Origin of the sequence: Pseudoalteromonas sp. PAST1, assembly GCF_021532515.1 — a bacterium.
Classification (GTDB): Bacteria; Pseudomonadota; Gammaproteobacteria; order Enterobacterales; family Alteromonadaceae; genus Pseudoalteromonas; species Pseudoalteromonas simplex.
Map to the genome: position 1 here is coordinate 71,985 of NZ_JAKGBH010000015.1, position 23,111 is coordinate 95,095.

At 41.6% G+C, this 23,111-nt stretch carries 26 protein-coding genes; 7 read left to right on the top strand and 19 right to left on the bottom strand.

Annotated features, from left to right (window positions below):
* Positions 1–51: 51 nt before the first annotated feature.
* The 5 genes from L1272_RS09520 to L1272_RS09540 are packed head-to-tail and all read right to left on the bottom strand — an operon-like array spanning position 52 to position 3,818.
* Entirely contained in the window at positions 52–669 is a 618-nt protein-coding gene (locus tag L1272_RS09520) for an SCO family protein (protein WP_054554448.1), read from the bottom strand.
* Complete coding sequence (cyoE, locus tag L1272_RS09525) at positions 666–1,574, bottom strand: heme o synthase (RefSeq protein WP_054554449.1); 909 nt, start codon at positions 1,572–1,574, stop codon at positions 666–668. Before cyoE ends, L1272_RS09520 begins: the two co-directional genes overlap by 4 nt.
* Positions 1,575–1,583: 9 nt before the next feature.
* Positions 1,584–2,573, bottom strand: coding sequence for a COX15/CtaA family protein (locus L1272_RS09530; RefSeq protein ID WP_054554450.1), 990 nt, complete (start codon positions 2,571–2,573; stop codon positions 1,584–1,586).
* Between the two features lie 20 nt (positions 2,574–2,593).
* Entirely contained in the window at positions 2,594–3,088 is a 495-nt protein-coding gene (locus L1272_RS09535; RefSeq protein WP_166341139.1) for a transmembrane cytochrome oxidase associated protein, read from the bottom strand.
* The gene (locus tag L1272_RS09540; RefSeq protein ID WP_235373258.1) at positions 3,069–3,818 is read right to left on the bottom strand and encodes an SURF1 family protein; all 750 of its coding nucleotides are present in this window, start codon (positions 3,816–3,818) and stop codon (positions 3,069–3,071) included. Before L1272_RS09540 ends, L1272_RS09535 begins: the two co-directional genes overlap by 20 nt.
* 14 nt (positions 3,819–3,832) lie before the next feature.
* Between L1272_RS09540 and L1272_RS23220 the strand changes: the two genes are divergently transcribed.
* On the top strand, positions 3,833–4,144 hold the full coding sequence (locus L1272_RS23220; RefSeq protein WP_138618448.1) for a DUF2909 domain-containing protein: 312 nt from the start codon (positions 3,833–3,835) through the stop codon (positions 4,142–4,144).
* Here L1272_RS23220 and L1272_RS09550 read toward each other — a convergent pair.
* The 5 genes from L1272_RS09550 to lexA form a co-directional block, all read right to left on the bottom strand.
* The gene (locus L1272_RS09550; protein ID WP_138601007.1) at positions 4,044–4,919 is read right to left on the bottom strand and encodes a cytochrome c oxidase subunit 3; all 876 of its coding nucleotides are present in this window, start codon (positions 4,917–4,919) and stop codon (positions 4,044–4,046) included. The genes L1272_RS23220 and L1272_RS09550 overlap by 101 nt on opposite strands.
* A 37-nt stretch (positions 4,920–4,956) precedes the next feature.
* Entirely contained in the window at positions 4,957–5,487 is a 531-nt protein-coding gene (locus L1272_RS09555) for a cytochrome c oxidase assembly protein (RefSeq protein ID WP_054554454.1), read from the bottom strand.
* Entirely contained in the window at positions 5,487–7,082 is a 1,596-nt protein-coding gene (gene ctaD, locus L1272_RS09560) for a cytochrome c oxidase subunit I (protein WP_054554455.1), read from the bottom strand. The genes L1272_RS09555 and ctaD overlap by 1 nt, the downstream gene beginning before the upstream one ends.
* A complete protein-coding gene (coxB, locus tag L1272_RS09565) occupies positions 7,082–8,224 on the bottom strand; it encodes a cytochrome c oxidase subunit II (protein WP_138601005.1) in 1,143 nt (380 codons plus the stop codon). The genes ctaD and coxB overlap by 1 nt, the downstream gene beginning before the upstream one ends.
* A gap of 437 nt (positions 8,225–8,661) precedes the next feature.
* Entirely contained in the window at positions 8,662–9,279 is a 618-nt protein-coding gene (lexA, locus tag L1272_RS09570) for a transcriptional repressor LexA (RefSeq protein ID WP_054554457.1), read from the bottom strand.
* 161 nt (positions 9,280–9,440) lie between these two features.
* Between lexA and L1272_RS09575 the strand changes: the two genes are divergently transcribed.
* Positions 9,441–9,878, top strand: a complete 438-nt coding sequence (locus L1272_RS09575) for a PaaI family thioesterase (protein ID WP_235373259.1) — start codon at positions 9,441–9,443, stop codon at positions 9,876–9,878.
* 7 nt (positions 9,879–9,885) lie between these two features.
* Here the strand turns inward: L1272_RS09575 and L1272_RS09580 are convergent, their stop codons facing one another.
* A complete protein-coding gene (locus tag L1272_RS09580; protein WP_054554459.1) occupies positions 9,886–10,266 on the bottom strand; it encodes a hypothetical protein in 381 nt (126 codons plus the stop codon).
* 158 nt (positions 10,267–10,424) lie between these two features.
* Between L1272_RS09580 and L1272_RS09585 the strand changes: the two genes are divergently transcribed.
* Entirely contained in the window at positions 10,425–11,150 is a 726-nt protein-coding gene (locus L1272_RS09585) for a hypothetical protein (RefSeq protein ID WP_235373260.1), read from the top strand.
* Here L1272_RS09585 and L1272_RS09590 read toward each other — a convergent pair.
* On the bottom strand, positions 11,125–11,478 hold the full coding sequence (locus L1272_RS09590) for a VOC family protein (RefSeq protein ID WP_054554461.1): 354 nt from the start codon (positions 11,476–11,478) through the stop codon (positions 11,125–11,127). The genes L1272_RS09585 and L1272_RS09590 overlap by 26 nt on opposite strands.
* A gap of 116 nt (positions 11,479–11,594) precedes the next feature.
* On the opposite strand from L1272_RS09590, the gene L1272_RS09595 reads away from it, so the two are divergent.
* Complete coding sequence (locus L1272_RS09595) at positions 11,595–12,248, top strand: endonuclease (protein ID WP_082389328.1); 654 nt, start codon at positions 11,595–11,597, stop codon at positions 12,246–12,248.
* A 114-nt stretch (positions 12,249–12,362) separates the two neighbouring features.
* On the opposite strand, the gene hmpA is transcribed toward L1272_RS09595, so the two are convergent.
* Positions 12,363–13,526 carry an NO-inducible flavohemoprotein gene (gene hmpA / locus L1272_RS09600; protein WP_235373261.1) on the bottom strand — a complete coding sequence of 388 codons (1,164 nt, stop codon included), beginning with the start codon at positions 13,524–13,526 and terminating at the stop codon, positions 12,363–12,365.
* Between the two features lie 20 nt (positions 13,527–13,546).
* The gene (locus L1272_RS09605; RefSeq protein ID WP_235373262.1) at positions 13,547–14,779 is read right to left on the bottom strand and encodes an NnrS family protein; all 1,233 of its coding nucleotides are present in this window, start codon (positions 14,777–14,779) and stop codon (positions 13,547–13,549) included.
* 156 nt (positions 14,780–14,935) lie between these two features.
* Here L1272_RS09605 and norR point away from each other — a divergent pair, with 156 nt between their 5' ends.
* Positions 14,936–16,498, top strand: a complete 1,563-nt coding sequence (gene norR, locus L1272_RS09610; protein ID WP_054554465.1) for a nitric oxide reductase transcriptional regulator NorR — start codon at positions 14,936–14,938, stop codon at positions 16,496–16,498.
* On the opposite strand, the gene L1272_RS09615 is transcribed toward norR, so the two are convergent.
* A complete protein-coding gene (locus L1272_RS09615) occupies positions 16,495–17,388 on the bottom strand; it encodes a LysR family transcriptional regulator (protein ID WP_235373263.1) in 894 nt (297 codons plus the stop codon). The two genes, norR and L1272_RS09615, sit on opposite strands and share 4 nt — an antisense overlap.
* Positions 17,389–17,503: 115 nt before the next feature.
* Here L1272_RS09615 and L1272_RS09620 point away from each other — a divergent pair, with 115 nt between their 5' ends.
* A complete protein-coding gene (locus L1272_RS09620) occupies positions 17,504–18,076 on the top strand; it encodes an NADPH-dependent FMN reductase (RefSeq protein ID WP_235373264.1) in 573 nt (190 codons plus the stop codon).
* Positions 18,077–18,092: 16 nt separating this feature from the next.
* Here the strand turns inward: L1272_RS09620 and L1272_RS09625 are convergent, their stop codons facing one another.
* Positions 18,093–18,539, bottom strand: a complete 447-nt coding sequence (locus L1272_RS09625; protein ID WP_054554468.1) for a tellurite resistance TerB family protein — start codon at positions 18,537–18,539, stop codon at positions 18,093–18,095.
* Positions 18,540–18,666: 127 nt separating this feature from the next.
* Here L1272_RS09625 and L1272_RS09630 point away from each other — a divergent pair, with 127 nt between their 5' ends.
* Positions 18,667–19,032 (top strand): hypothetical protein, encoded by a 366-nt coding sequence (locus L1272_RS09630; protein ID WP_235373266.1) that lies wholly within the window; start codon positions 18,667–18,669, stop codon positions 19,030–19,032.
* Positions 19,033–19,034: 2 nt separating this feature from the next.
* Here L1272_RS09630 and L1272_RS09635 read toward each other — a convergent pair whose 3' ends face one another.
* From L1272_RS09635 to L1272_RS09645, 3 genes are all read right to left on the bottom strand, one after another.
* Positions 19,035–19,628, bottom strand: a complete 594-nt coding sequence (locus L1272_RS09635) for a hypothetical protein (protein WP_054554470.1) — start codon at positions 19,626–19,628, stop codon at positions 19,035–19,037.
* A 93-nt stretch (positions 19,629–19,721) separates the two neighbouring features.
* The gene (locus L1272_RS09640) at positions 19,722–20,645 is read right to left on the bottom strand and encodes a hypothetical protein (protein WP_328250064.1); all 924 of its coding nucleotides are present in this window, start codon (positions 20,643–20,645) and stop codon (positions 19,722–19,724) included.
* A gap of 159 nt (positions 20,646–20,804) precedes the next feature.
* Positions 20,805–22,784, bottom strand: a complete 1,980-nt coding sequence (locus tag L1272_RS09645) for an Ig-like domain-containing protein (protein WP_235373269.1) — start codon at positions 22,782–22,784, stop codon at positions 20,805–20,807.
* Between the last annotated feature and the right edge of the window lie 327 nt (positions 22,785–23,111).

Here is a 23,111-nt window from a genome sequence, read left to right on the forward strand (position 1 = left end):
ATGGCAAAAAATGTATTTACTATTGTTAGCTAATATCGCAAGGCAAATGCTTTATTCTGCATAATAGTCTGCTATTAACTTAAACTCCTCCGTTAACTTGCTAGCATCTACTAATGGCACATTACCTTGCTTAAATTGTGGTTTAAAAATAGCTCTAACAGAGCCTGTAGGATCAACTAAAACAACTGATGCACTATGATCAACTGCGTATTCTTGCTGATCGCTATCGTTAATTGCGTAAATTAAGCCTAACTCTCTTACAAATGGAAAAAGTTGTTTATGCGGACCTGAAACAGCAAGAAAGTTAGGATTAAAGTAATCAATATAAGCTTTACGCTTTTCAGTTGTGTCACGCTTTGGATCAACAGCAACAAACCATACTTGTACTTTGTAATCTTGACTTAACTGTTTTTGAATCGCGGTTAGTTTTGCTAGTGTCATTGGACAAATATCTGGGCAACTGGTGTAACCTAGAAAGACCAAATTCCAATGATCCATAAATTGGCTGTTATCTGCAGGCGCACCATGTTGATCAGTTAATAAAAAAGGACTAATCGGTTTCGCTTGCTCATAAACCAGCGCTTCCACCTCAGGGACGCTATTATTTTTTTCACATCCAGCAATAAATAACACCAAGCCCATAAATAATAAAGCGACTATTCGCGTCATAAAACTAACCATTTATCAATAAATAAGACAATAAAGAGTAGCATTAAATGCACAATTGAAAAACGAAATAAGTCCATTGCAGTATCATCTTTAGGTGCTATTTTCAGCTTCAGCGCCTTATAAATGAAAACAGCATTTAGTATGCTCGCCCCAAGCAAATAAATTAGCCCTGACATACCAATTAAGTAAGGGAGTACACACACTAACGCGAGTAAAATGCTGTAAGCCACTACACATGTTTTACAAAATTCAATACCGTGAGTAACTGGCAGCATCGGAATTTTTGCCCGCTCGTAATCACTTTTACGTGCAATCGCTAATGCCCAAAAATGTGGTGGGGTCCAGGTAAATATAATCATCACCAATAACCATGGTGCAGCAGCCATATGGCCAGTTTCAGATACCCATCCTAACAGCGGTGGCATAGCTCCAGCCAAACCACCAATAACAATATTTTGCGGTGTGGCACGCTTTAAAAATGAAGTGTAAATAAAGGCATAGCCAACAAGCGCAAACAAAGTAAGAATGGCTGTAAGTGTATTCGCCCAAATCACAAGCATCATAAAACCTATTACGCCAATCACTCCAGCAAAGCTCAAAGCGTGCTGTTTACTGAGTCGACCTTTTGCCACAGGGCGATGGCGCGTACGTGCCATTTTACTGTCGATTTCACTATCAACAACATGATTGATCACAGCAGCTGCGGCCGACAGCAAACCAATGCCTAGCAAGCTTGCAAGTTGCACAAATACTCCTCGCCCAACATCAGGAGCTAATGCCAGACCAACCCATGCTGTGAGTACAAGCATGGCAACCACTTTAAATTTACTGATAGCTAAGTAATCTTTAAGTAACTCTGAGCTTTGAATAAATAATGATTTTTCTGAGCTTAGTAATAATGCCATCACAGCCTCCTAGGTTCTTATTTTTAAGTGGAAGCATAGTCTTACCATGCTAAGCAGTAACAATGCGGCCATTAGGTTGTGCGCAAGTGCAACACTTAATGGAAAGTGCCAGTGCACAACAGCTAGGCCTAAACAGATTTGGCACAACAAAGCGATTAATACAGTGACGGTACAGTGCTTAATTTTTCGTGAGTAACAGCGTGAATATATGCGCCACATGATCAGTGCTAACACCACACAAGTAACCAGCGCCCAAATACGGTGTAGCAGATGAATAGACATACGCGCCTGCTGCGATAAAACGCCATATTCATAGGTGCTGTGCTCAAGCGGTAGCTGAAACACACTCTTCAAAGAAAACGGTTGTCCGTAGCTACACAGCGGTAAGCCATTGCAATGTGGAGCTGCATAATTCGCCGCAAGCCAGCCACCCAATGCAATTTGCAGTATAAGCACCACCAAGCCCACCAGCGCTAACCGGTAATATGGCTTTGCGCCGCTATCACTGCTAGCAACAGGTTCGGTCTTTAAACGTAGATACAATAAAAACAGCAACGACAAAATACTAAAACCGCCGAGCAAATGCCCCATTACAACTAAAGGTTGTAGGTTCATAGTGACAGTCCACATGCCCAATACGGCTTGGAATACCACCAGTAATAATAGTGCTAATGGCAGCTTAACCGGCATATTTGGATATTGACGTTTTAAAAATGCAAAAACAAACAAAGCTAAAATTAATAGGCCAAGGGCACCGGCAAAATAGCGGTGGATCATTTCTTTCCATGCTTTTGCAGCCTCAAACATCATATCAGGGTAGTTTTGCTCAACATGTAACAGAGCAGTTTCATGTTTTGGCACGGTTAAAAATCCATAGCACCCAGGCCAGTCAGGACAGCCAAGCCCAGCATCACTCAGCCGTGTATAAGCACCAAGCCCAACAACTAAGATAGAGAAGAAAACCGTAATTAAGACTAAATATTTATAATTTTTATACATCTTTATCCCCTTAATGAGGTTTAACTTGAACGCGCATAGTTAAGTAGTTTCTTTAAGTCTTTAAGTAAGCCTTTTTGAATCAGTCTGTTTTGTTCTGGCTCAGCCGTGTAGGGGTAATGCAAAACCACTAAGCCCATGTGATCAACTAAATATAGGTCTCCCGCTTTGAGTGCAGGACTTACTGCTAATTGACGCCAATTTGCCGATACCTGCTGTTGATTTGTCAGTACCGCCACATCCACTTTTTGCTGATTTTTACCTAAAGCGACATATAGGTTATCTAGACTGGCTAATTGGTTTGCACAAACATCAGTGCACTCTTTTGGATAATTAAGCGCAATAGTCCATTGTTTAGGTTCGCCTTGTTGCCAATCAACTAGCTTCACTTCTTCACTTAAAAGCTCACCATGATTACTCGAACCACTCGGTAACCACTCAAGCTTTAATGCTGCATATGCAAGTGCCAACGGCACAAAACAGCACAAAACGAACAAACTAAGCGGGTTTATTTTCATAACCTCTCCTTCTCATCGCAAAAAAAGCAATAACTACACACGCTAAGCCGATTAATAACCACTGCACGGCATAGGCGTAATGTTTATCTGGCCCCATCACGACACTCTGGTAATGCGGGGTTGCAATACCATCTGCTTCATTGCGATAACCAATAAAGCCTTGTAAGGGCTTTGCTAATTGAGTACTAAAAATTGTTAAATCGATGCCTTGAATACGCTTAGGCCAGCCTTGTTCTGCACCAATCTCATCGGCGAGTGTGAAGCCTTGTAAGTTGCCTTGTTTCAATTGCACAGTGGCCGAAAACCTTGTTGATTCTGGCCACACAACGGTTGGCAACTGGCTACGGTTTGTTGGAGCTTTTAGCCAACCAAAGTTAACGATTAAAGGCGCGGTTTCACCGGTAATTGTCATCGCTACTAGTAAGTCATAGCCCACTTGCCCCTGATAAATTTGATTATCAAGCAGCCAGTACTGTTGTTTATTTACCTCGCCAGAGACTTTGACTTGCAAGCCCGTTTTGTTCAGCTCTTTAGGTAAATTTTGCAGCTCTTGCCAATTCAAAACTCCTTGCTCTTTCGAAACGGCTAACTGGCTTAGTTGCTGCTGTTTTTGCTCGCCTCGCTGGTATTGCCAAACGCTGAGTCGTAAACAAATAAGCACTGCAAGTATCACAACGCAAATTGCGATAATTGAGCTAAGCTTTTGTTTGCGCCATAAAATTAACTGCATTTGGAATACCTAATATGATTAAAATCATTATTGTTTTGTTATTACTTTATATTCTGTTCAACCTGTTTAGAGCGCTGTTTGTGATGATGTCAGCAAAAGAGCACTCGAAACCCATGTCGCATTACTTAGGTCGTCGAGTGCTGTTTTCAGGTATTGTGCTGGTGCTCATCATTGCCGCAATGAAATTAGGCTTTATTCACACCAACCCGTCGCCGCTTCACAAAGCTACAGCACGTACACAAATACAAATAAACACAACCACACCACATCAACAAAGTGCCAATACCAAGCAGCTGCTTGAAAGGCAAAGTGCTTTTCACTCGTGAAGTGGCCTTTAAAAATTCTTAGTAGCACTACAAATAAAATAATGGTTCCAAGTGTCACGTGCATACCGTGAAAGCCCGTTAACAAGAAAAAGGTATTCCCATAAACGCCCGCATCTAAGGTCAAACCTAGATCTTGATAAGCATGCATATACTCATAAACTTGTAAGCCAAGGAAAATCACACCTAATAGCACGGTTAAAGATAAAAACACCTTCAGGGCGCCGCGCTTATTGTTTTCAATAGCAACATGAGCAAAGTGAATTGTGACCGACGAGGTAAGTAGAATAAGCGTGTTGATCAATGGTAGACCTTGCCAGCCCATAGCTTGTGTGGTCTCGCCCGCTGGCGTAGTTAATAGCGGCCATACGGCTTCAAAGGTTGGCCAGAGTACTTCATTGGTCATAGCATTATTACTTGCGCCACCAAGCCAAGGCACCGAAATCATACGGGCGTAAAATAGTGCGCCAAAAAATGCCATAAAGAACATAACTTCAGAGAAGATAAACCAGCCCATACCTTGTTTGAATGAACGATCCATTTGCGCTGAATAAAGCCCTTTATGAGACTCTTCAATAACGTTTTTAAACCAGCTAAAAACCATATAGATTAATATTGCAATGCCTAGATACAACACATACTGGCCACTACTGCTCTCACCACTTACTTGCATCACTGTTAAACCAGCACCAACAGCAATTAAAAACATCGCGATGGCGCCAACTATTGGCCAAGGACTCTCGGCTGGAACATAGTATTTTTCATAATTTTGATTCATTTTGTTTGCTCCCAATTAGCAATTAGCTTGGCGGCTTTTAATCGTTTTTAGCCACAACATGCCCGCTAATATCAAACACGGTATACGACAACGTCAGTTCCTCAACATCGTCGGGTAACTCAGTATCAACATAAAACAACAAGGTAAACTCCATTTCTTCACCGGCTTTCATTGGCTGCTGATCAAAGCAAAAACAGGCGATTTTATGTAAGTACTTTGCCGCTTTACCCGGTGATACTGATGGAATTGCTTGCATGACTTTGTCTTCATTACTGGTGTTTTTCGCTGAGAATTTAACTTCACGCATGGCACCAGGTTGTACTGCCACACTGTATTGCTCAGACTGCACCTTAAATGGCGCGCCGCTTTGAGCGTGAGTGGTAAAGCTGACATCAACTTGACGCTGTGTATTTATTGATTCACTCGCGCTCGCTTTTTCTAATGATGGCTTACCATTCAACCCTGTAACGTCGCAAAACACGTCGTAAAGCGGCACCATTGCAAAAGCAAAAGCAAACATGAGCAAGCATGTAATCAGCAGTTTTTTTAGCAAAGGTGCATGGTTCATTACTTAATCTCCGGCGGTGTTTCAAAGGTATGATAAGGTGCTGGAGAATCGACTTCCCACTCTAAACCTTCAGCTCCATCCCATACTTTGGCAGGCGCTTTTTCGCCCCCTCTGGCACATTTAAATACCACCAACACAAACAACAGTTGCGATAAGCCAAATGCAAAACCACCAATACTGATAATGGCGTTAAAGTCAGCGAATTGCAGTGCATAGTCAGGAATACGACGCGGCATACCGGCAAGGCCAACAAAGTGCATAGGGAAGAACAACACGTTGACACTGATTAGCGATAACCAAAAATGCCATTTCGCCAGCGTTTCGTTATACATGTTGCCGGTCCATTTCGGTAACCAGTAGTAGGCCCCCGCCATAATTGAGAACACAGCTCCTGTCACAAGCACATAATGGAAGTGTGCCACCACAAAATAGGTATCATGATATTGAAAATCTGCCGGTGTAATCGCAAGCATCAAGCCAGAGAAACCACCTAAGGTGAATAACACAATAAAGGCGATGGCAAACATCATCGGAATTTCGAAGCTAATTGAACCGCGCCACATGGTGGCCACCCAGTTAAACACTTTAACGCCCGTTGGCACCGAAATGAGCATGGTGGCGTACATGAAAAACAACTCGCCTGCCACAGGCATCCCAGTGGTAAACATATGGTGTGCCCAAACGATAAAACTTAGCAGCGCAATCGATGAAGTTGCATACACCATAGACGCGTAGCCAAATAATTTCTTGCGCGAGAAGGTAGGTACGATAGTCGATATAATGCCAAAGGCTGGTAAAATCATGATGTACACTTCAGGGTGACCGAAGAACCAGAAAATGTGCTGGAACATCACAGGGTCGCCCCCTCCGGCTGCATCAAAAAAGCTGGTTGCAAAGTATTTATCGGTCAACACCATAGTGACCGCCCCTGCTAGAACAGGCATAACAGCAATTAACAAAAATGCAGTGATTAACCATGTCCATACAAATAGCGGCAGCTTCATCCACGTCATACCCGGCGCTCTTAGGTTGACGATAGTCACGATAACGTTAATCGCCCCCATAATTGAGCTGATACCCATGATATGTACAGCAAATACAAACAGTGCGGTGTTGTCGTTACTGTAAGTGGTGGAGAGTGGTGCATAGAAAGTCCAACCAAACGCAGGACCGCCACCCGGCATGAGTAACGAAGCCAACAGGATTAAAAATGCGAAAGGCAATATCCAAAAGCTCCAGTTATTCATACGTGGTAAGGCCATATCTGGTGCGCCTATCATCATAGGTACCATCCAGTTTGCAAGCCCAGTGAACGCGGGCATAACGGCACCAAACACCATGATCAAGCCATGTACGGTAGTCATTTGATTAAAAAAGTGCGGATCGACTAACTGTAATCCAGGTTGAAACAGTTCAGCGCGGATCACCATTGCCATTGCTCCGCCAATTAAAAACATGGTGAGTGAAAAAATCAGGTATAAACTCCCGATGTCTTTATGATTGGTGGTGTAAAGCCAACGCTTAAAACCTTTAGCAGGGTGATGATGGTCGTGATGCGCATGCCCAGTTGCTTGCTCGTTAATAACATTACTCATTAGTTCGCCTCCGCTGCTGCATCAATCGCGGCTTGAATTTGACTCGGTTGGATAACATCGCCGGTGTCATTACCCCACGCATTTCTCTTATAAGTAATAACCGCAGCAAGTTGCTTGATTGAAAGCTGTTTATCAAACGCTTGCATTGCTGTGCCAGGCTTACCGTGTAACACAATATCTATGTGATCTTTTACATCACCTAATACAATGGGGCTGCCTTTAAGTGCTGGAAAAACGCCTGGTAAGCCCATACCGGTAGGTTGGTGGCATGCAGCACAACTAGCCATGTAGACTTGCTCACCCAAGGTCATAAGCTCTTCTTTCGGTAATGTTTGATCAAGCAAAGCAGCATCCGCTGCGGCCGCATTGGCTTTTTCTTGCTTAGCATCTGCAAGCCAATTAGCAAACTCATCTTCAGGTAAAGCTTTCACCACTACAGGCATAAAGCCATGATCTTTACCGCATAACTCAGCACATTGGCCACGGTACACGCCTGGCTCGTTAATACGTGTCCACGCTTCATTGATAAACCCAGGATTTGCATCCTTTTTAACCGCAAAATCAGGCACCCACCATGAATGAATTACATCGTCTGAAGTCATTAAAAAGCGAACTTTTTTATTGATAGGAAGTACTAGCGGTTTATCTACTTCAAGCAAATAATGTTCAGTTTTCTCTGCTTGGTTGTCTATTTGATCTTTAGGAGTAGATAGAATCGAGTAATAGGCAATGTCTTCACCCATGTACTCATAATGCCACTTCCACTGTGAGCCCGTCACTTTAATGGTGATATCGGCTTTAGAGGCATCTTCCATGGCAATTAAGGTTTTTGTGGCAGGCACAGCCATGGCGATTAAGATGACAAATGGAATGGCAGTCCAAAGTATTTCAACTTTTGTACTTTCATGAAATTGGGCAGGCTTGGCCCCTTTGGATTTACGGTGGTGTATTAAAGCCCAAAACATCACCGCAAATACGATGATGCCGATTACACAGCAGATAATAAATATCGTCATGTGTAACTCATAAACATTATTACTTATATCGGTCACCCCTTTACGCATATTGTATTGGCTATTTGCCAATGCAAGCTCAGGAAGTGCAAACAATATAAGCCACAAGGCGTAACGCAGTTTACCCATGTGACGGCTCCTTTAGATGCTATTGCAAGACGCAAAGCGAAAAGGCGATACAGCAAGGTGCCCATTCGTTTTTCTTATTGTTCAGAGCGACTACGTATCATTTTGACCCACTTATGATACCGACCCCCTGTCTAACACCTCGCACATTTTTGTGTCTTTTTATTAATTAGGTGTTAATACAGTGTATTAACCAATTAGTTAAAAAATGACCAATAAGCAAGTTTTAATGATAATAAATGTTTATTTTGGTGCAGAAATAACAACTATAATCAGCGCGTTATTTAATGTTTAGGAGTAAAAACGAAATATAAAAAGAGAGGAAAACTGCGCCATATAAGGCTTTAAATGAAGAGTAAGGATTCACAAATCCTAATTAAGTAGTAAAATTTCAGTGGCGCACCAAATTGAGTCAATTTGACGCACCAAATTGGGAACGTTTACATCCAGTCAGCGTTACGAATAACACCTACCGCTAACCCCTCGATGTTGAACGACTCATGCTCAAGGTCAACCTCAATAGGCGAAAACTCTTCGTTCTCAGCGTGTAAAAGTACTTTGCGACCCGCTTTTTCTAGACGCTTAACTGTTACATCTTCATCGACTCGAGCTACAACTACTTGCCCGTTTTCAGCAACTTGTGTTCTGTGTACTGCAAGCAAATCGCCATCCATAATACCAATGTCTTTCATACTCATACCATTTACACGCAGTAAGAAATCGGCTGCAGGTTTAAATAATGAAGGATCAACTTGGCAGTGGCTTTCAACATGCTCTTGCGCCAAAATAGGTTCACCAGCTGCAACACGGCCAATTAAAGGTAAGCCTAGTTGCTCTGGCTCATCTTCTTCAATTAACTGAATACCGCGACTCGCCCCAGGCTTCATTTTGATCATGCCTTTTTTAGCCAGTGCTTTTAGGTGTTCTTCAGCAGCGTTGGCACTTTTAAAACCTAATGTTTGAGCTATTTCAGCACGCGTAGGTGGCATGCCTGTATCTTTAATAAAGACTTTAATTAGTTCTAAAATTTGCGATTGGCGTTTAGTTAATGGGCGCATACAACTGGTTTTCCATACAGTACATTTAACTGTGAGTATATACAGTTATTTGAAAATCGCAAATTTAAATTAACCCCATCATATTGCTACAAAACTAACATTGAACCACACCGAAAGATGCCATAAGGTATTAGCTTTAATTAGCAGGCTAAGGAAACACAATGAGTATTTGGCACCACCCAATCACGTTAGAGCTTTGCAAAGAGCTAGAACAAGGGATCACCGGTCAAGGCACTTTAATGAAAACTATGGGCATTGAGGTAACTGAAATTGGTGATGATTATTTAATGGCAACTATGCCTGCTATTCCTGAGCATCATAACCCTATGGGTATGGTTCATGGCGGAGCAAACGTTGTATTAGCAGAGACAGTGGCAAGCTATGCAGCCAATTTCGTGATTGATTTCAATAAGTTCTATGCTGTTGGCCAAGAAATTAATGCCAACCACATGAAAGCGTCACGCAAAGGAACGTTAACAGCAACAGCAAGACCGTTGCATTTAGGTAAGCGAACTTCTGTTTGGGATATTAAAATTACCAATGCCGCAGGAGAGCTTTGCTGCGTATCAAGAATGACCGCAGCTGTTGTAGAGCGATAAATTCAGGCTATTTTTCGACAGGATAAATAGTAATTTCAATCCCTGCGCCAATTGCAGAGATACGTAACAAGGTATCGGCATGCAGGGGTTGGTTAAAGCATTTAGGCGAATTACCTGATTCAAAGCCTATATCAAATGTACGCTTTGAGCACGATAACCACTGTTTTAATGCATTGCGCGAGCAAGACTCAATAAGCTCGCAAAGCTGGTTAATCGCTTTATCTGGAGAGCTGATATCTGCGGTTGCTTCAATACGTGCTAGTTGGCGGTATTCATCTTGGTCATAATGTAAAACCATGGCGTTTTTCTTCAAATCAGCAACAAGCGCACTAATATCGTGCTTTGATTCAAGCTCCAGATCTACATTTAAAAATTGAATTTCCGACATACTCTCGTTTTTACCCTCTATTGATATCGACTGAAACTTTAACTCAGTTTTGTATATATACCAAATCTAGAATACAGTTAACGCGACATTATGCCGCATTGGCAATCTAGCTAAACAACCTAAAATAGCGCCCACATAACAATAATAACGGGGTAATAATGAATAAACGTCTGTTTAAGTATGCTCGTAAAGGGCATAAATGGCTTGGTTATTTACTTGCTTTACAGATCTTTTTTTGGCTTTTAGGTGGGCTTGTGATGAGCTCATTACCACTTGAAAAAGTGCATGGTAAGCATCTGGCTAATCGCAGTTTAAGTAGCCCATTTTTATTGTCGGACTACCCTGCTTCAATTGATAAAATAACAGCGCAATTTGAGCAAATCGAAGGTATTAAATATAGCCATTTTTTAAATACCCCGATTATAGAAGTTACATCCTCTAACGGTACGTTTACTTTTGATGGCAGAACAGGTGCTAAAATGCCTGCACCGAGTAAAGCGCAAATCATTGAAAATGCGCAAGCTCACCTGCTTATTGACGCAAAAATAACGCAAGCGCAGTTATTAACAAAAGGGCCTAGAGAAGTCGGTCACAAAGCCAATGTTTGGCAAATTAGCTTCGATGATTGGTTAACAACAACCTTATATTTAGATAGCCAAACCGGTAAAGTTATAACTGTGCGCAGCACCCTGTGGCGCATTTTCGACTTTTTCTGGATGCTACACATTATGGATTATGATGAGCGTGAGAACTTTAACAATCCACTACTCATCAGCTTCTCGGCCACCAGCGTACTATTTTGTATTACAGGAGTTCTCTTGTTACTACAAAACGTTCGAATTAAACGTAAAAAGCCAGCTACACGTGTTGGTCAATCAAAATAGGATTGCCATCTGGGTCGGTGATAATAAAACTCGCGTCACCGGCCTTTTGTATTTCTAATCCTTGTTGCTGAAATTGTGCAGCTAATTGCTCAAAGGTTGCAAATTCATCCAAAGCTTCAGCATTTTGATCCCACCCTGGGTTAAAGGTCAGCATGGTTTTGTCGAACATACCTTGAAACAAACCAATTAAATGTTCACCGTTTTTCATAATTAGCCAATGCTGTTCTATCTCCCCGGCAAACTCGTTGAAACCTAGCTTTTCATAAAACTGCTTTGAAGCACGAATATCTTTGACATTTAAACTCACTGAGAAGGCACCTAATAACATAGTTGTAATTCCTTTAATTAAAACGGCCTAACAACTATAGCTGAGTTGAAAAACTTTTCATTTTTAGAATAGTCGCTCTAAAATAGCGCTTCCTGTAGTTCACTGATGTGATGGATATGCGTTTATTTCTATACTTAGCCCTGTGTTTTATTTTCACTTTTCCTATATCCGCTAAAGAATTTTCGAGCTTTTACAGTGCCAAAAAGCATTTAATTAAGAATCTACCAAGCAACAGTAAAAGCTTATATTGTGGCTGCGACATAAAGCGCCAAGGTAAAAAACTTGTGCCAGATCCTGATGCGTGTGGTTATATTCCTAGAAATCCTGTCACCCGCTCAGGAAAAGAGAATGCCCGCGCAAAAAGAATAGAGTGGGAGCACATTGTGCCTGCCTGGGAGTTTGGTCATCAATTACAATGCTGGCAAGATGGCGGTCGTAAAAACTGTAAAAAGGTCAGTGCGAAATTCCGTCAAATGGAAGCCGACATTAATAACCTTGCCCCTGCTATAGGCGAGATCAATGCTGACCGCTCAAACTTTCGCTACGGCATGGTGTCAACATCAAGTGCAAGTTACGGAGCATGCCCTGTAAAAATCGACTTTAAGCAGCGCGTATTTGAGCCACCCATTTATGCAAGAAAGCAAATAGCCGATACCTATTTTTATATGCAAAAAACCTATGGCTTAAAAATATCAGACAAACAACGCAAGCTATTTGAATCGTGGCAAAAGCTTGAAATAGCTGAAATTAGCAATCGTAAGTTACTCTAATAGTGAAATTCTTATGGGCTTCTAAAGTACAAAAAGAGCTCCGTATTTCACTTCCTGATCTAGAGCGCGAAGTTAACTAACAAAAAAGGCGCAGCTCAAGCTGCGCCTTTTACATCATAAGCTTTGGTGAGGGCCAAACACCTCGTAGTGAATGCGTTCACTTGCAACCCCAATACTTAGCAGCTGCTCTTTGATCATTGCCATAAAGGCAATAGGGCCACACAGGTAAAAGTCACCTTTGCTTATTGGTAAGCTGTCAGCGATGTGGTTTACATCCATCAAGCCCGCAAAATCGCCCCCCTTGCCATCTTTAAACCAGGTAACACAATGTAATGAAGCGTGCGCTTGTTGTTGCTGTATTAAATACTCTTTAAAGGCAAACTGCGTCTCACTGTCGCAAGCATGTAGATAATGGATTGACTGGTTAGGTTGATTACTTAATAGTGTTTCGAGCATCGCCATCATTGGGGTTTGACCAACACCCGCAGAAATCAATACAACAGGCGAGTCGATTTCGCGAAGCACAAAGTCGCCTGCAGGTGGGTAAATTTCTACCTCATCCCCCTCAGTTAAGCTGTGTAGGTAGTTAGATACCAAGCCTTCTTCTTTCACGCTAATTCGGTAATTGTGGCCATTACTTTGCTGTGATAAAGAGTATTGCCTAACTTGCGTTAACTCACTGTTTGCTGGCGTTACTTTAATTCCTAAATATTGGCCCGGTAAATACGCCACAACAGGCTTTGCATCGGCAGGCGTTAATATGAAACTGCAAATTTGCGATGACTCCATACGTTTTTCTGTAATTGTGAAAGTACGAGTACCAAACCAACCTCCCGGTGCCTTTTTGGTTTTTTGATATAGCGACATCTCCTCATTGATACATACATCCGCTAATAATGAATAGGCTTCACGCCATGCATACTCGACCTCAGGAGTAAATTGTTCTGGCAATAACTCTTTTAAAGTCGCAATCAGATGTCCACCAACAATAGGATAATGCTCTGGCAAAATATGGTAACTGGTGTGTTTATGATTAATGCGCGCAAGCGCACCTTTTAACACTGCCAAGTTATCAATATTTGCCGCGTAGGCAGCTAAGGCATTAAATAGCGCAAATTGCTGAGAGCCCGATTGCTGATGCGTCATATTAAAAATATTTTTAAGCTCTGGGTTGTAGCTAAACATACGATCATAAAAATACTCAGTCACTTGAGGGCCTGCTTGTGCAAGCAACGGCAAAGTACTTTTAACAATCTGGATCGTTTTTTCAGATAACATAGTTTTTCCTATTGGAGAGATTAACCGCGGCGACCATCAACACGACGATTCACTAAGATGGGCGCACAATGAAATAAAAATAAGCTAAAGCCAGCAACCCACAGCAACGCACTTAACTGCCATGCAAGGTGATGACCTAAATAAACGGGAAGTAACGAACGTACAATGGCAGCTATCACAATGAGTACAAATGCCAAACTAATGTACGCAGGGGCTTGTAATGCGCGCCCAGTGTGACCATGAGAGACACGTACCATCATGGCGATGATCATCACACCTATGGTGCCAACAGTGATCAGATGAAGCGCATCTTTGAATAAGATAACTGGGCTGAAATAGCTCAGCGCGACGAGTATTAAACCAACCGATAAAGCCCAATAAGCCACGTGTAATGACCATAGCAAAGGCACTTTTAGAATGCCTTTATGCCACCACAAAACACACCGGGCTGAATGTAAACAAGCAAGCCAAGCAAAAACCCAACCGGTGCTCATTGCGCTAAAAAATAGCTGACTCATAAAAAACCACGCAATGGCGAAAAATGAGCTAAATACGACTAATTTATCGAGCTTGGGGGCTCTAACTTGTTCACTTAGGTTAAGGCCGCGCGCGGTAAAAAATGGCACAACTCGCCCAGCCACAACACCAACTAGCAGTGTCATGATAAGTACAGCGGTATCAACAACCCCCAGTGCCAGCGACATTTTATTAAGTACAACTAAGCTCAAAAAAATCACATTGAGCGCACAGAGCAAAGATGCGATGACAACAAATAAGTAGTTATGGCTGCTTTTTGCCTGTATCAGCATGTCAGCTAGAATAATAATTCCAGCTAGCCACCAAACGAGTTGTAGCGCACTAACAATATAAAGGTTTAGCTGCTCGAACCCTGCAATCTCAATAAAAAAACTAAACCTTGCAGCAAGCCAAATCATGCTAAGCAAACAAAGCTTAATACCACTTACACTCGCCACACCTGTCCATGTTTGTGCGGCGGTTAGCAAAAAGCCCATGGCAACCACGCCTGCAAAGCCAAACAGCATTTCGTGAGCATGCCAAAGCGTTGCGGGCATTGTTAGGTGCCACGGTGCATAGCCCGCCAAGATTAAAAACCAGTAACTCATAGCAAATACAGCTAAGGCACCTGCCGCCAAGAAAAAAGGCCGAAATGCTAATGCCCATAACGGCCACTGGCTGAGTTGATAAAATTTGATCTTAGTTGGCATAGGTTCAGTTAAATTAATGACTTTCATTCGTGCTCTCAGCGTTTAATTTCCCCAGCTATTGCACAGTTCAAGCCAAAAATAAAAACCTTTAAATATCAATGCATTAAATTTGGACACTTGATAAATAAGTCAAAATGACACACCATTAAAAGCATCAATAAAACACATTCAGGTCAAATTGACATGATGCTCAAAAAATCCCTTCTTGATGTTGCACTTGCACTTACCAAAGCAAGCAGTGTTGATCATAATTTCAGTTATCTGTTGAGTTGCATTAATGATTGGCTTGAATGTGATGCAGTTGCCTTATTATTGAAACAAGGCGATGTGTTAAAGCCCGTAGCCCTTCATGGGTTGTCGGACGATACGTTAGGAAGACGCTTTAAAATAGCGGAGCATCCGCGCTTATTTGAAATATGCCGTGGCAGTGAACCGCTAAAATTTGCCAAAGACTGTGGCCTACCCGACCCCTACGATGGTTTATTACAAAGCCAGCATGGCGACTTTCCTGTTCATGCCTGCATGGGCGTGCCGCTGCTGAGTAGCAAAGATAACAACGAACTATTGGGTGTTTTGACCTTTGATAGTTTAGATGAACATGCCTTTGACGCTTTAGCAATGAACGAGCTCAATCAACTAAAACAGCTAGCTGCAGGCTATGTTGAGCATGCCCTAACCTTGCAGCATTTTATGCAACACGCACAGCACAGCCATCAAGTTGCGCAGCAGCTTAACCTTGAGGCACTAACACGAGAAGGTGTCGAAATTATTGGTAATAGCCAAGCAATGCAGACCCTTAAAAATGATATTCAGCTGGTGGCTGCCTCAGAATTTAGCGTTTTAATACAAGGCGACACAGGCGTCGGTAAAGAACTCGTTGCGCGCAATATCCATTTAAACTCAAAACGCCGTGACATGCCGTTGATCCACTTAAACTGCGCATCGTTACCAGAGAACTTAGCCGAAAGTGAATTTTTTGGTCACAGTAAAGGCGCATTTACTGGCGCACATACTGCTCGCCAGGGTAAGTTTCAACTCGCCGATGGCGGCACGCTATTTTTAGATGAAATCGGCGAACTTCCGCTTGCCATGCAAAGTAAGTTATTGCGTGTATTACAAAGTGGTGAAGTACAAACGGTGGGGGAAGATCAAAGCCGTTATGTTGATGTCAGAGTGATTGCAGCAACCAATCGCGATTTAAAACAAGAAGTCGCTGCGGGGCGCTTTCGTGCAGATCTTTATCACCGATTAAGCGTTTACCCATTGCATGTTGCACCACTAAAAGAGCGCGATAACGATGTTATTTTATTAGCAGGCTTTTTTATTGAGCAAACATCTAAAAAACTGGCAATTAAGCAACTTAAGCTTAGTAGCGATACACAATTACTACTGCGTCAATATGATTGGCCAGGCAATGTGAGAGAGCTTGAACATGTGATCAGTCGCGCAGCACTCAAAGCCAAACAACAGCAATGGCAACAAAGCATTGTCACAATCGAGCCTGAACATTGTGATATTGCTAAAACCGCCGTTGCCGCACCAAGCCCTGTTGCAGTTAACGAACAAAAAGCCACTCGCTTATCGCTGAAAGAGGCAACTGACGCTTTTAGTTATCAATTGATTATGCAACAACTTGAACTACATAACCTAAACTGGGCTGCCACAGCACGTAGCTTAAGTGTTGATAGAGCCAACCTTGTGCGCCTAGCCAAACGGCTAGGCATTAGCGTTAAAAAGTCTGTTTAAGCTTTTAAATCTTTAAAATAGGCTTTTAAAAGCTGACTAAATGCTTGGACTTTGGCTGTGCGATGCACCAAGTGATGCGTTACCAGCCAAAGATCCGTTGGCCAGTTTAGCTCTTTAGGAAGCACTGGCAACAGTTCAGGGTATTGGCTTGCCACTTCATGCTGTAAACCACCAATTCCTAAGCCCCTCACAATCGCCCGTGTAGCTTCTGATGTTTCAGACACCCGTAACTTAATTTGCGAAGGTTCAATGTGTTGATCAACCCATGCAAAATAAGGCACTTTACCGTTATAGCCAGCCACCCCAGAGACAAAACTATGCTGCTGCAACTGCTCAATATTCTTTGGCATGCCATACTTTTCAATATAACTTTTAGAGGCATAAAACCCTGACGAAAGTTCAGCTAAATGCTGGGCAATATAGTCGCCTTCATCAGGCCGAGGACCTGCTCGCACGGCAATGTGTGCCTGACCGTGATCAAGACGTAAGCGGTTTTGATCAAGAATAACTTCGAGCTGCACTTGCGGGTGCAGGCTTTGAAACTGCTCACAGACATCACTAAGCACATCAATAAAACCACTGACCGTAGTTAATAATAAACTGCCTCGCAGTTGGCTATCAGCGGCAATAATATCGTTGTGAAGTTTTTCAAGTTCAGCGTTAATCGATTTTGCAGTCGCAAACAACTTAGCGCCAATTTCTGTCACTGTATAGCCACGGGCATGACGGTGGAATAACCGCGCATCAAGGTTATCTTCTAAATTGTTGATTCTTCTAAGCACTGTGCTGTGATGAACACCTAAAGATTCGGCAGCAGCGGTTAACGTGCCGAGCCTTGCCACCTCATAAGCAACTTTTACATCTTGCCAATCATCAAATTGAATCGCCATAACGGCTCCTTGTGTGCATATACGCACATAAGTTTTGCGTTTATTTGGCTTTTCTGCAAGCTGTTTTTTGCTACAGTGAGTATATCAACAGTGAAGCTTAAAAAAGGAAGCAATCATGACAGCACCAAAAATTATTGCCCTAGCAGGCAGCCTACGTAAAGACAGCTTTAATCAAAAACTGATCAATGAAGCTGCGCGCTTCGCCCTCGAAAGTGGTGCTGAAGTAGAAGTGATTAAATTAAGCGATTTAAACTTACCTTTATTTGACGAAGATATTGAAGCGCAAGGTACACCTGCTGGCGCACAATTATTAAAAGATAAGCTTCGCGCTGCTGATGGCATTTTATTAGCAAGCCCAGAATATAATGGCTCAATTACAGCGCCACTTAAAAACGCAATCGATTGGGCTTCTCGTACAGAGCAAGGCGCAGTACCCGCATTTCGTAATAAAGTCACAGCACTTTATGCATCTTCACCAGGTGGTTTAGGCGGCTTACGTGGTTTAAATCACGTACGTGATATTTTATCGGGTATTGGTAGTTTAGTGCTTGCAGATCAACTTGCAGTGCCTGCTATCCACAGCAAATTAGATGAGCAAGGCCGCATCAGCGATGCTGATACAGCCGATAAAGTTGCCAGCCTTGCCCAGCAACTTGTGAGCGTAGCGAGCAAATTAAATAATTGCTAGCCTAGTTTTATCGCTACTAACTTAGTTTTGTCGCTGCTAACTTAGCAGCGATAAAATCTTCATGGGTTACATACAATAAACTTGCGACACGGCGAATAACCATTTCTTCATGCTTATCTAAATTGCCATCTGCGTAGGCTAAACGCCACAACAGCTCGATGATATCAATACGCTGCTCGGCGCTGCACTGGGCATTAATTTGCTTTGAAAACTGAAAATAATCTATTGCATCATCTAGGCTTTGCGATGCACTTGCAACTAACTCTTGAACCTCTTCCTCGTTAAGCGAGAAATACTTCTTTAAGGTCTCATTCAGGGTCTGTTGCTCATCATCTTGTAACTCATTATCTGCACGCATAACCTCAATCAATAACGCAGCAACGGCGGTTTTTAGGTCATGCTCAGTAATGCTAGATTGGGTATCATTCAGCGCTGAAAACAGCTGTTTTATTTTATTGAGCATCACATTTTCCCTTTTTGGGTGTTAGACTACATGTAAGACGTAACGTTACCTTAGTTTGACTATGGATGCTAATTCAGGTTCAACATCACGATGAAACAAGGTATTAATCACATGGAGTTAAGTGTTTATGAGTGAACTGAGAAGTACACAAGCACTATTAATTAGCGCCGTTTTAATGTTATCGGGGTGCAGTAATGCACAGGCAGCAAAAGGCGAAACCGAAAAGCTCTATGACTTCGACGAAAAAGTCCATTACTACCAAACTAAATTGGCCGACGGCCGCTACCACCTCGAAATTCAGTCTGACGACTACAAGCACTTTCGCAATCAAAGCGTATTCTTACTGCGCCATGCTAGTCGCTTATGTAGAGACAAACCTTTTATGCTAAGAGTGACTGATGGGGTGCAGGAGTATGAACGTTTTCCAACTAAACCACGCGCCTATCAGCCACCTTTAACGGTTGTTTTACAGTGTGAAGACGAAGCTAAATAGTACTAGTCTTCATATCCCCACGGCGCGCTTGGCGGCGTGATAGGTTTTGTTAAGTCAAAATCAACGCGAAACTCACGTCCTTCACGCACTAAGCGATACGTAAATTGCTTTGGATAAATATACATTTGCCACGTGTTACCCATTGATTGGGGAATACCTTGACTCACAAACAACTCTTTTGAATACTGATCAGCCGGGAACGACTGTGCGTTAGCAAAACCCGCATCAAGAGTATGCCCACCATACATGGTTGATTTATCATCGCTGCCATCTTTATGGCGATGGTCATGCTTTAAACTAAGTCCACTGCCCGTTTTTGTGATGATCCAAGTACGAGATGCATCATCCCCTACATGAAATGGCACTTGTAACTCACGCTCGTTACAACGACGTACATGCATTACTAACTTTTTGCCCACAAATGAGCTCGGGCCAGCTGCGTTATCAACGCTCACTTTACCTTCGTAAGCTTTACCGCAATGGGCAGCGATATTATCAAAAAAGCCATCATGGCTTGGAATTGACACTAACGGTGCAGGTCGTGCAGCCGCTACTGATGATGCTGCCACGAGCATCGGTGCCACTAAGTATTTCATGGTGTGTTCCCTAAATAAAATTTCAGCCTAGCCTAATAGCTTAATAGCCATAAAGAAAACAATTACGATAAGCTGCTAGACAGCGAGTCGTCATCATGCTTTTACAACTAATATGTTGTCATTTTCAGCGCGAACTTTCATTAGCTTGAGAAGTGCTCGGTGAAAGTCCTGAAAGATCACCTCCCCCCATACTCGTGAATAAATGCCAAAGTTAGTGTTATCAAGTACCGTCGTTTTAAGGCTTAACAGCGTTTGATTATTACCACTTGTAACTAACTCATAACCGCCATGTAGCGGCGAAAAATATTCACCACCTAATTTCACATGCTGATCAAGTGCATGATCAGGAATTAACTCTGGGTCAATCTCAAAGTTATATAGCATTTTCTCATTCGGCAGCCACTCGCTTATTACCTCTTTAAATACAACATTTTTCTGCCACTGGCTGGTTCTAATTGCACCTACCCCATCACCACTCATATCAGCTCGAATTGGCCTAGGAATACCAATTAATTGCGAAAATGAACTTGGATATTCGCCCTCATGAATTTGGCTAACATTAGCTAATTGTTGCCACACAACATCAACAGGCGCATTGATAACAATTGTATTTTTAACTTCGTAAGTTTTCGATAAGTGTAAAAAGTTGAGCTCTAAAGGAGAAAGGATCAACGGCAACAAAGCTACCGACATCACCGCTTTGTTGCTTTTCTTTTCCCAAAGGCGATGACATAGCCCTGCTAACATACCGCCAATACTAGCAAAAAACATAAATGCAGGGAGAGCCATTGCAACGCAGATACTTCCTTCTAAAAGAGTTACTACGCTGACAAATAAGAACACAAAAATAGGTTGCCAAGCGACTACCGCCATTCTTCCATATGTCATCGGCGATAGTTGATTGTACTCAAAATGTACCCGTATAAACCCAATAGCCACAGGCACTAAAAACATAAACGAAATAGTAACAAGGCTACCGAAATTAAAGGTTCCGCTAATTTCAAGAAAGATGCGCATGCTGATGCCGTAAAACACACCCATCAAGATGCCGATAGATTTAGGAGAAAGAGGCCACATAGTTATTTGTTGTTTTCGTTATCTTACCAACCAAATTAACAACTTTATTTTTTAGAAACAAATAAAAACGCGGCCTTGGCCGCGTTTCAATATCTATAGTTATTGATTTAATGGTACTGCTGAATTAAATCGAATATAAGCTTTTAACTCTGGAGATTCTCCACTTCCACATATCTGTGTAAGATTTACAGCTAATTTTTGAATTTCATCATTAGAACTTTCTTCTAATTCAAATATTTCAAAATGTCCATAAAGCGTATTGCACCCTCTATGCATACCAGAAAGCTCTAATCCTGCTGCCGAATCATCTTGAAAAGGGTAGCGAGTAGCATTTAAATATTCGCCAACAGACAAGCTTGAATCACGAGGGGCTTTCAGGTTTATATTCCAATAACTTTCATCATTATAAAAAGAGAACTGCAAATGGGATTGATCATTTGAATCACGAGATACAGAAAAATCCCCCGTTGTCAGCGTCTCTACTACCTTCTCACCTTGGCTAACGTAATCACCTTCAATACCATCAATAAAAAGATATGTTCCTGAGTAAGGTAAGTACTGCAAAATTATCCTTTCTTTTGCAACATCACCTAGATCATTAGTCATCACCACTTCAATGGTTATATCTGACTCAACTCCTTCTGGTAAGCTAAAACTTGTAGAAACTGCATTTTCGTCATCAAATTCTATACCAGCATTATATAAATCAACCCACTTATAAGATTGAGCTTGGCCTTCATTGAAAGTACTACCTACAACACTCAGCGTAGGATAATGATTGTCTTGATAAAAATAGCTAGAACTTGTTAGATTAGGAATAATACTATCAGTAGTTTTTATATCCAAATCTATCCAGCTATACTCTTGTCCTGTAATACTTGTAATACCCGAAACATGTAACTCATAGTTTGTATCAGCTTTTAATGGCTGTTCTGGATAAATATTAATTAATGCACCATTAACCTCAACTCTAGCTGGAATATTAATATACTTATACCCTAATGGAGTTTGAAAATATGCACTGGCAGAGGTATCAGCAGCTACAGGTCTTGAAAAAATTAACGTTACTGGACCATCTAACTGAACAGAATTATTATTAACACTTCCAGTATCAAGCACATGCTCAAAGTTATCTGCCCGAAATGTTTTGATATTGTTAAATATATTAAACGAAGACATAGCTGAAACGAGGTAGCTGGACCAATAAATTTGACGCTGCTCTTCACTATAGCTAACGTTTAGCTTTTCAGAATCTGAAACAAAATTACTAGCAAGTTGAACTGACTCTTTTGCTGAGCTAATTTTGATAGAGCCTTTATGCGGATACTCCATAAAGTACCCATACCATGCATCTTCTTGAGAGAAACTATACTCACCATTTAAATTTGTATCATAAACAGTACCATTGATATCTATAGTGTAAGTCGCTGTATTAAAGTCGATTACTTTTTCAATGTTCAATTCTTTAATATTGACGTAATAAAAAGCTTCTTCGTAGCTAAATGGCTTTAAAGATATACCTTGGAGTTTTTCATCTGCTGCTATAGCTATAGTTCGAACGCTAGGTGAATATGAAAAGTGAGTAGAGTAGCTTCCCTTAAACGTCATCAACTCATTATATGAGTAAACACTTTCCAATATTTCAATATCACTGTTGTTGACGTTAAACTCAATAATACCGTTTTGCAGGTCAGCCTCTAAAATCGTAACTACTCTGAGACCACTTAAGGTATTCCGGTAATAATCAGAACAATCCTGGAAAGATTCCTGTAATACATCCCCTACAGAAATAGTGCTAGAATCATCATTATCCAAATATGAAAGAGTATATAACCCTCCATTTTCACATACTTTATCGAGGTCGATATTTTTTCGTTCAAGCTTTGCTAACAAGTGATTACTAATAGTTTGTGCTTCATCGAGAAGTACGTTTTGCAATAGCAAAACTGTTTTAGCTGCATCTAAAGGTTGTTTCCAAACATTAATGCGATGCTTTACATTAATTGTATGCTCAGCCTTAAATTCTTTACCTTCATAGTATACGTATAACCTGTATTTAAAAGCAGTATCTTCAACCACATCTAATGATTCTACTTTTAATATCGCCTTATCACTTACTATGCTGTTTTCTGAATCAAGCCATTGAAATGAGACATCAGTATCACTTTTGTTTATATTTGCTTGCAGCGTAAACCCGTCATCCTCCGATACACTTACAGGGCCATCTATTGAAACTGTTAATGGCGGCCTTGTTGATCAAATGCAACTCTCTAACAAATTCACTTAACTTACTGATATTTAGGCAGACCAAGGGTGTTGATCTTATTTAGCGCCTTCACTTTGATCATCGCTTCAACCAGTTGGCGATTGTAATCACGCGCATTTAGCTTAGCCCCCATCAACTGT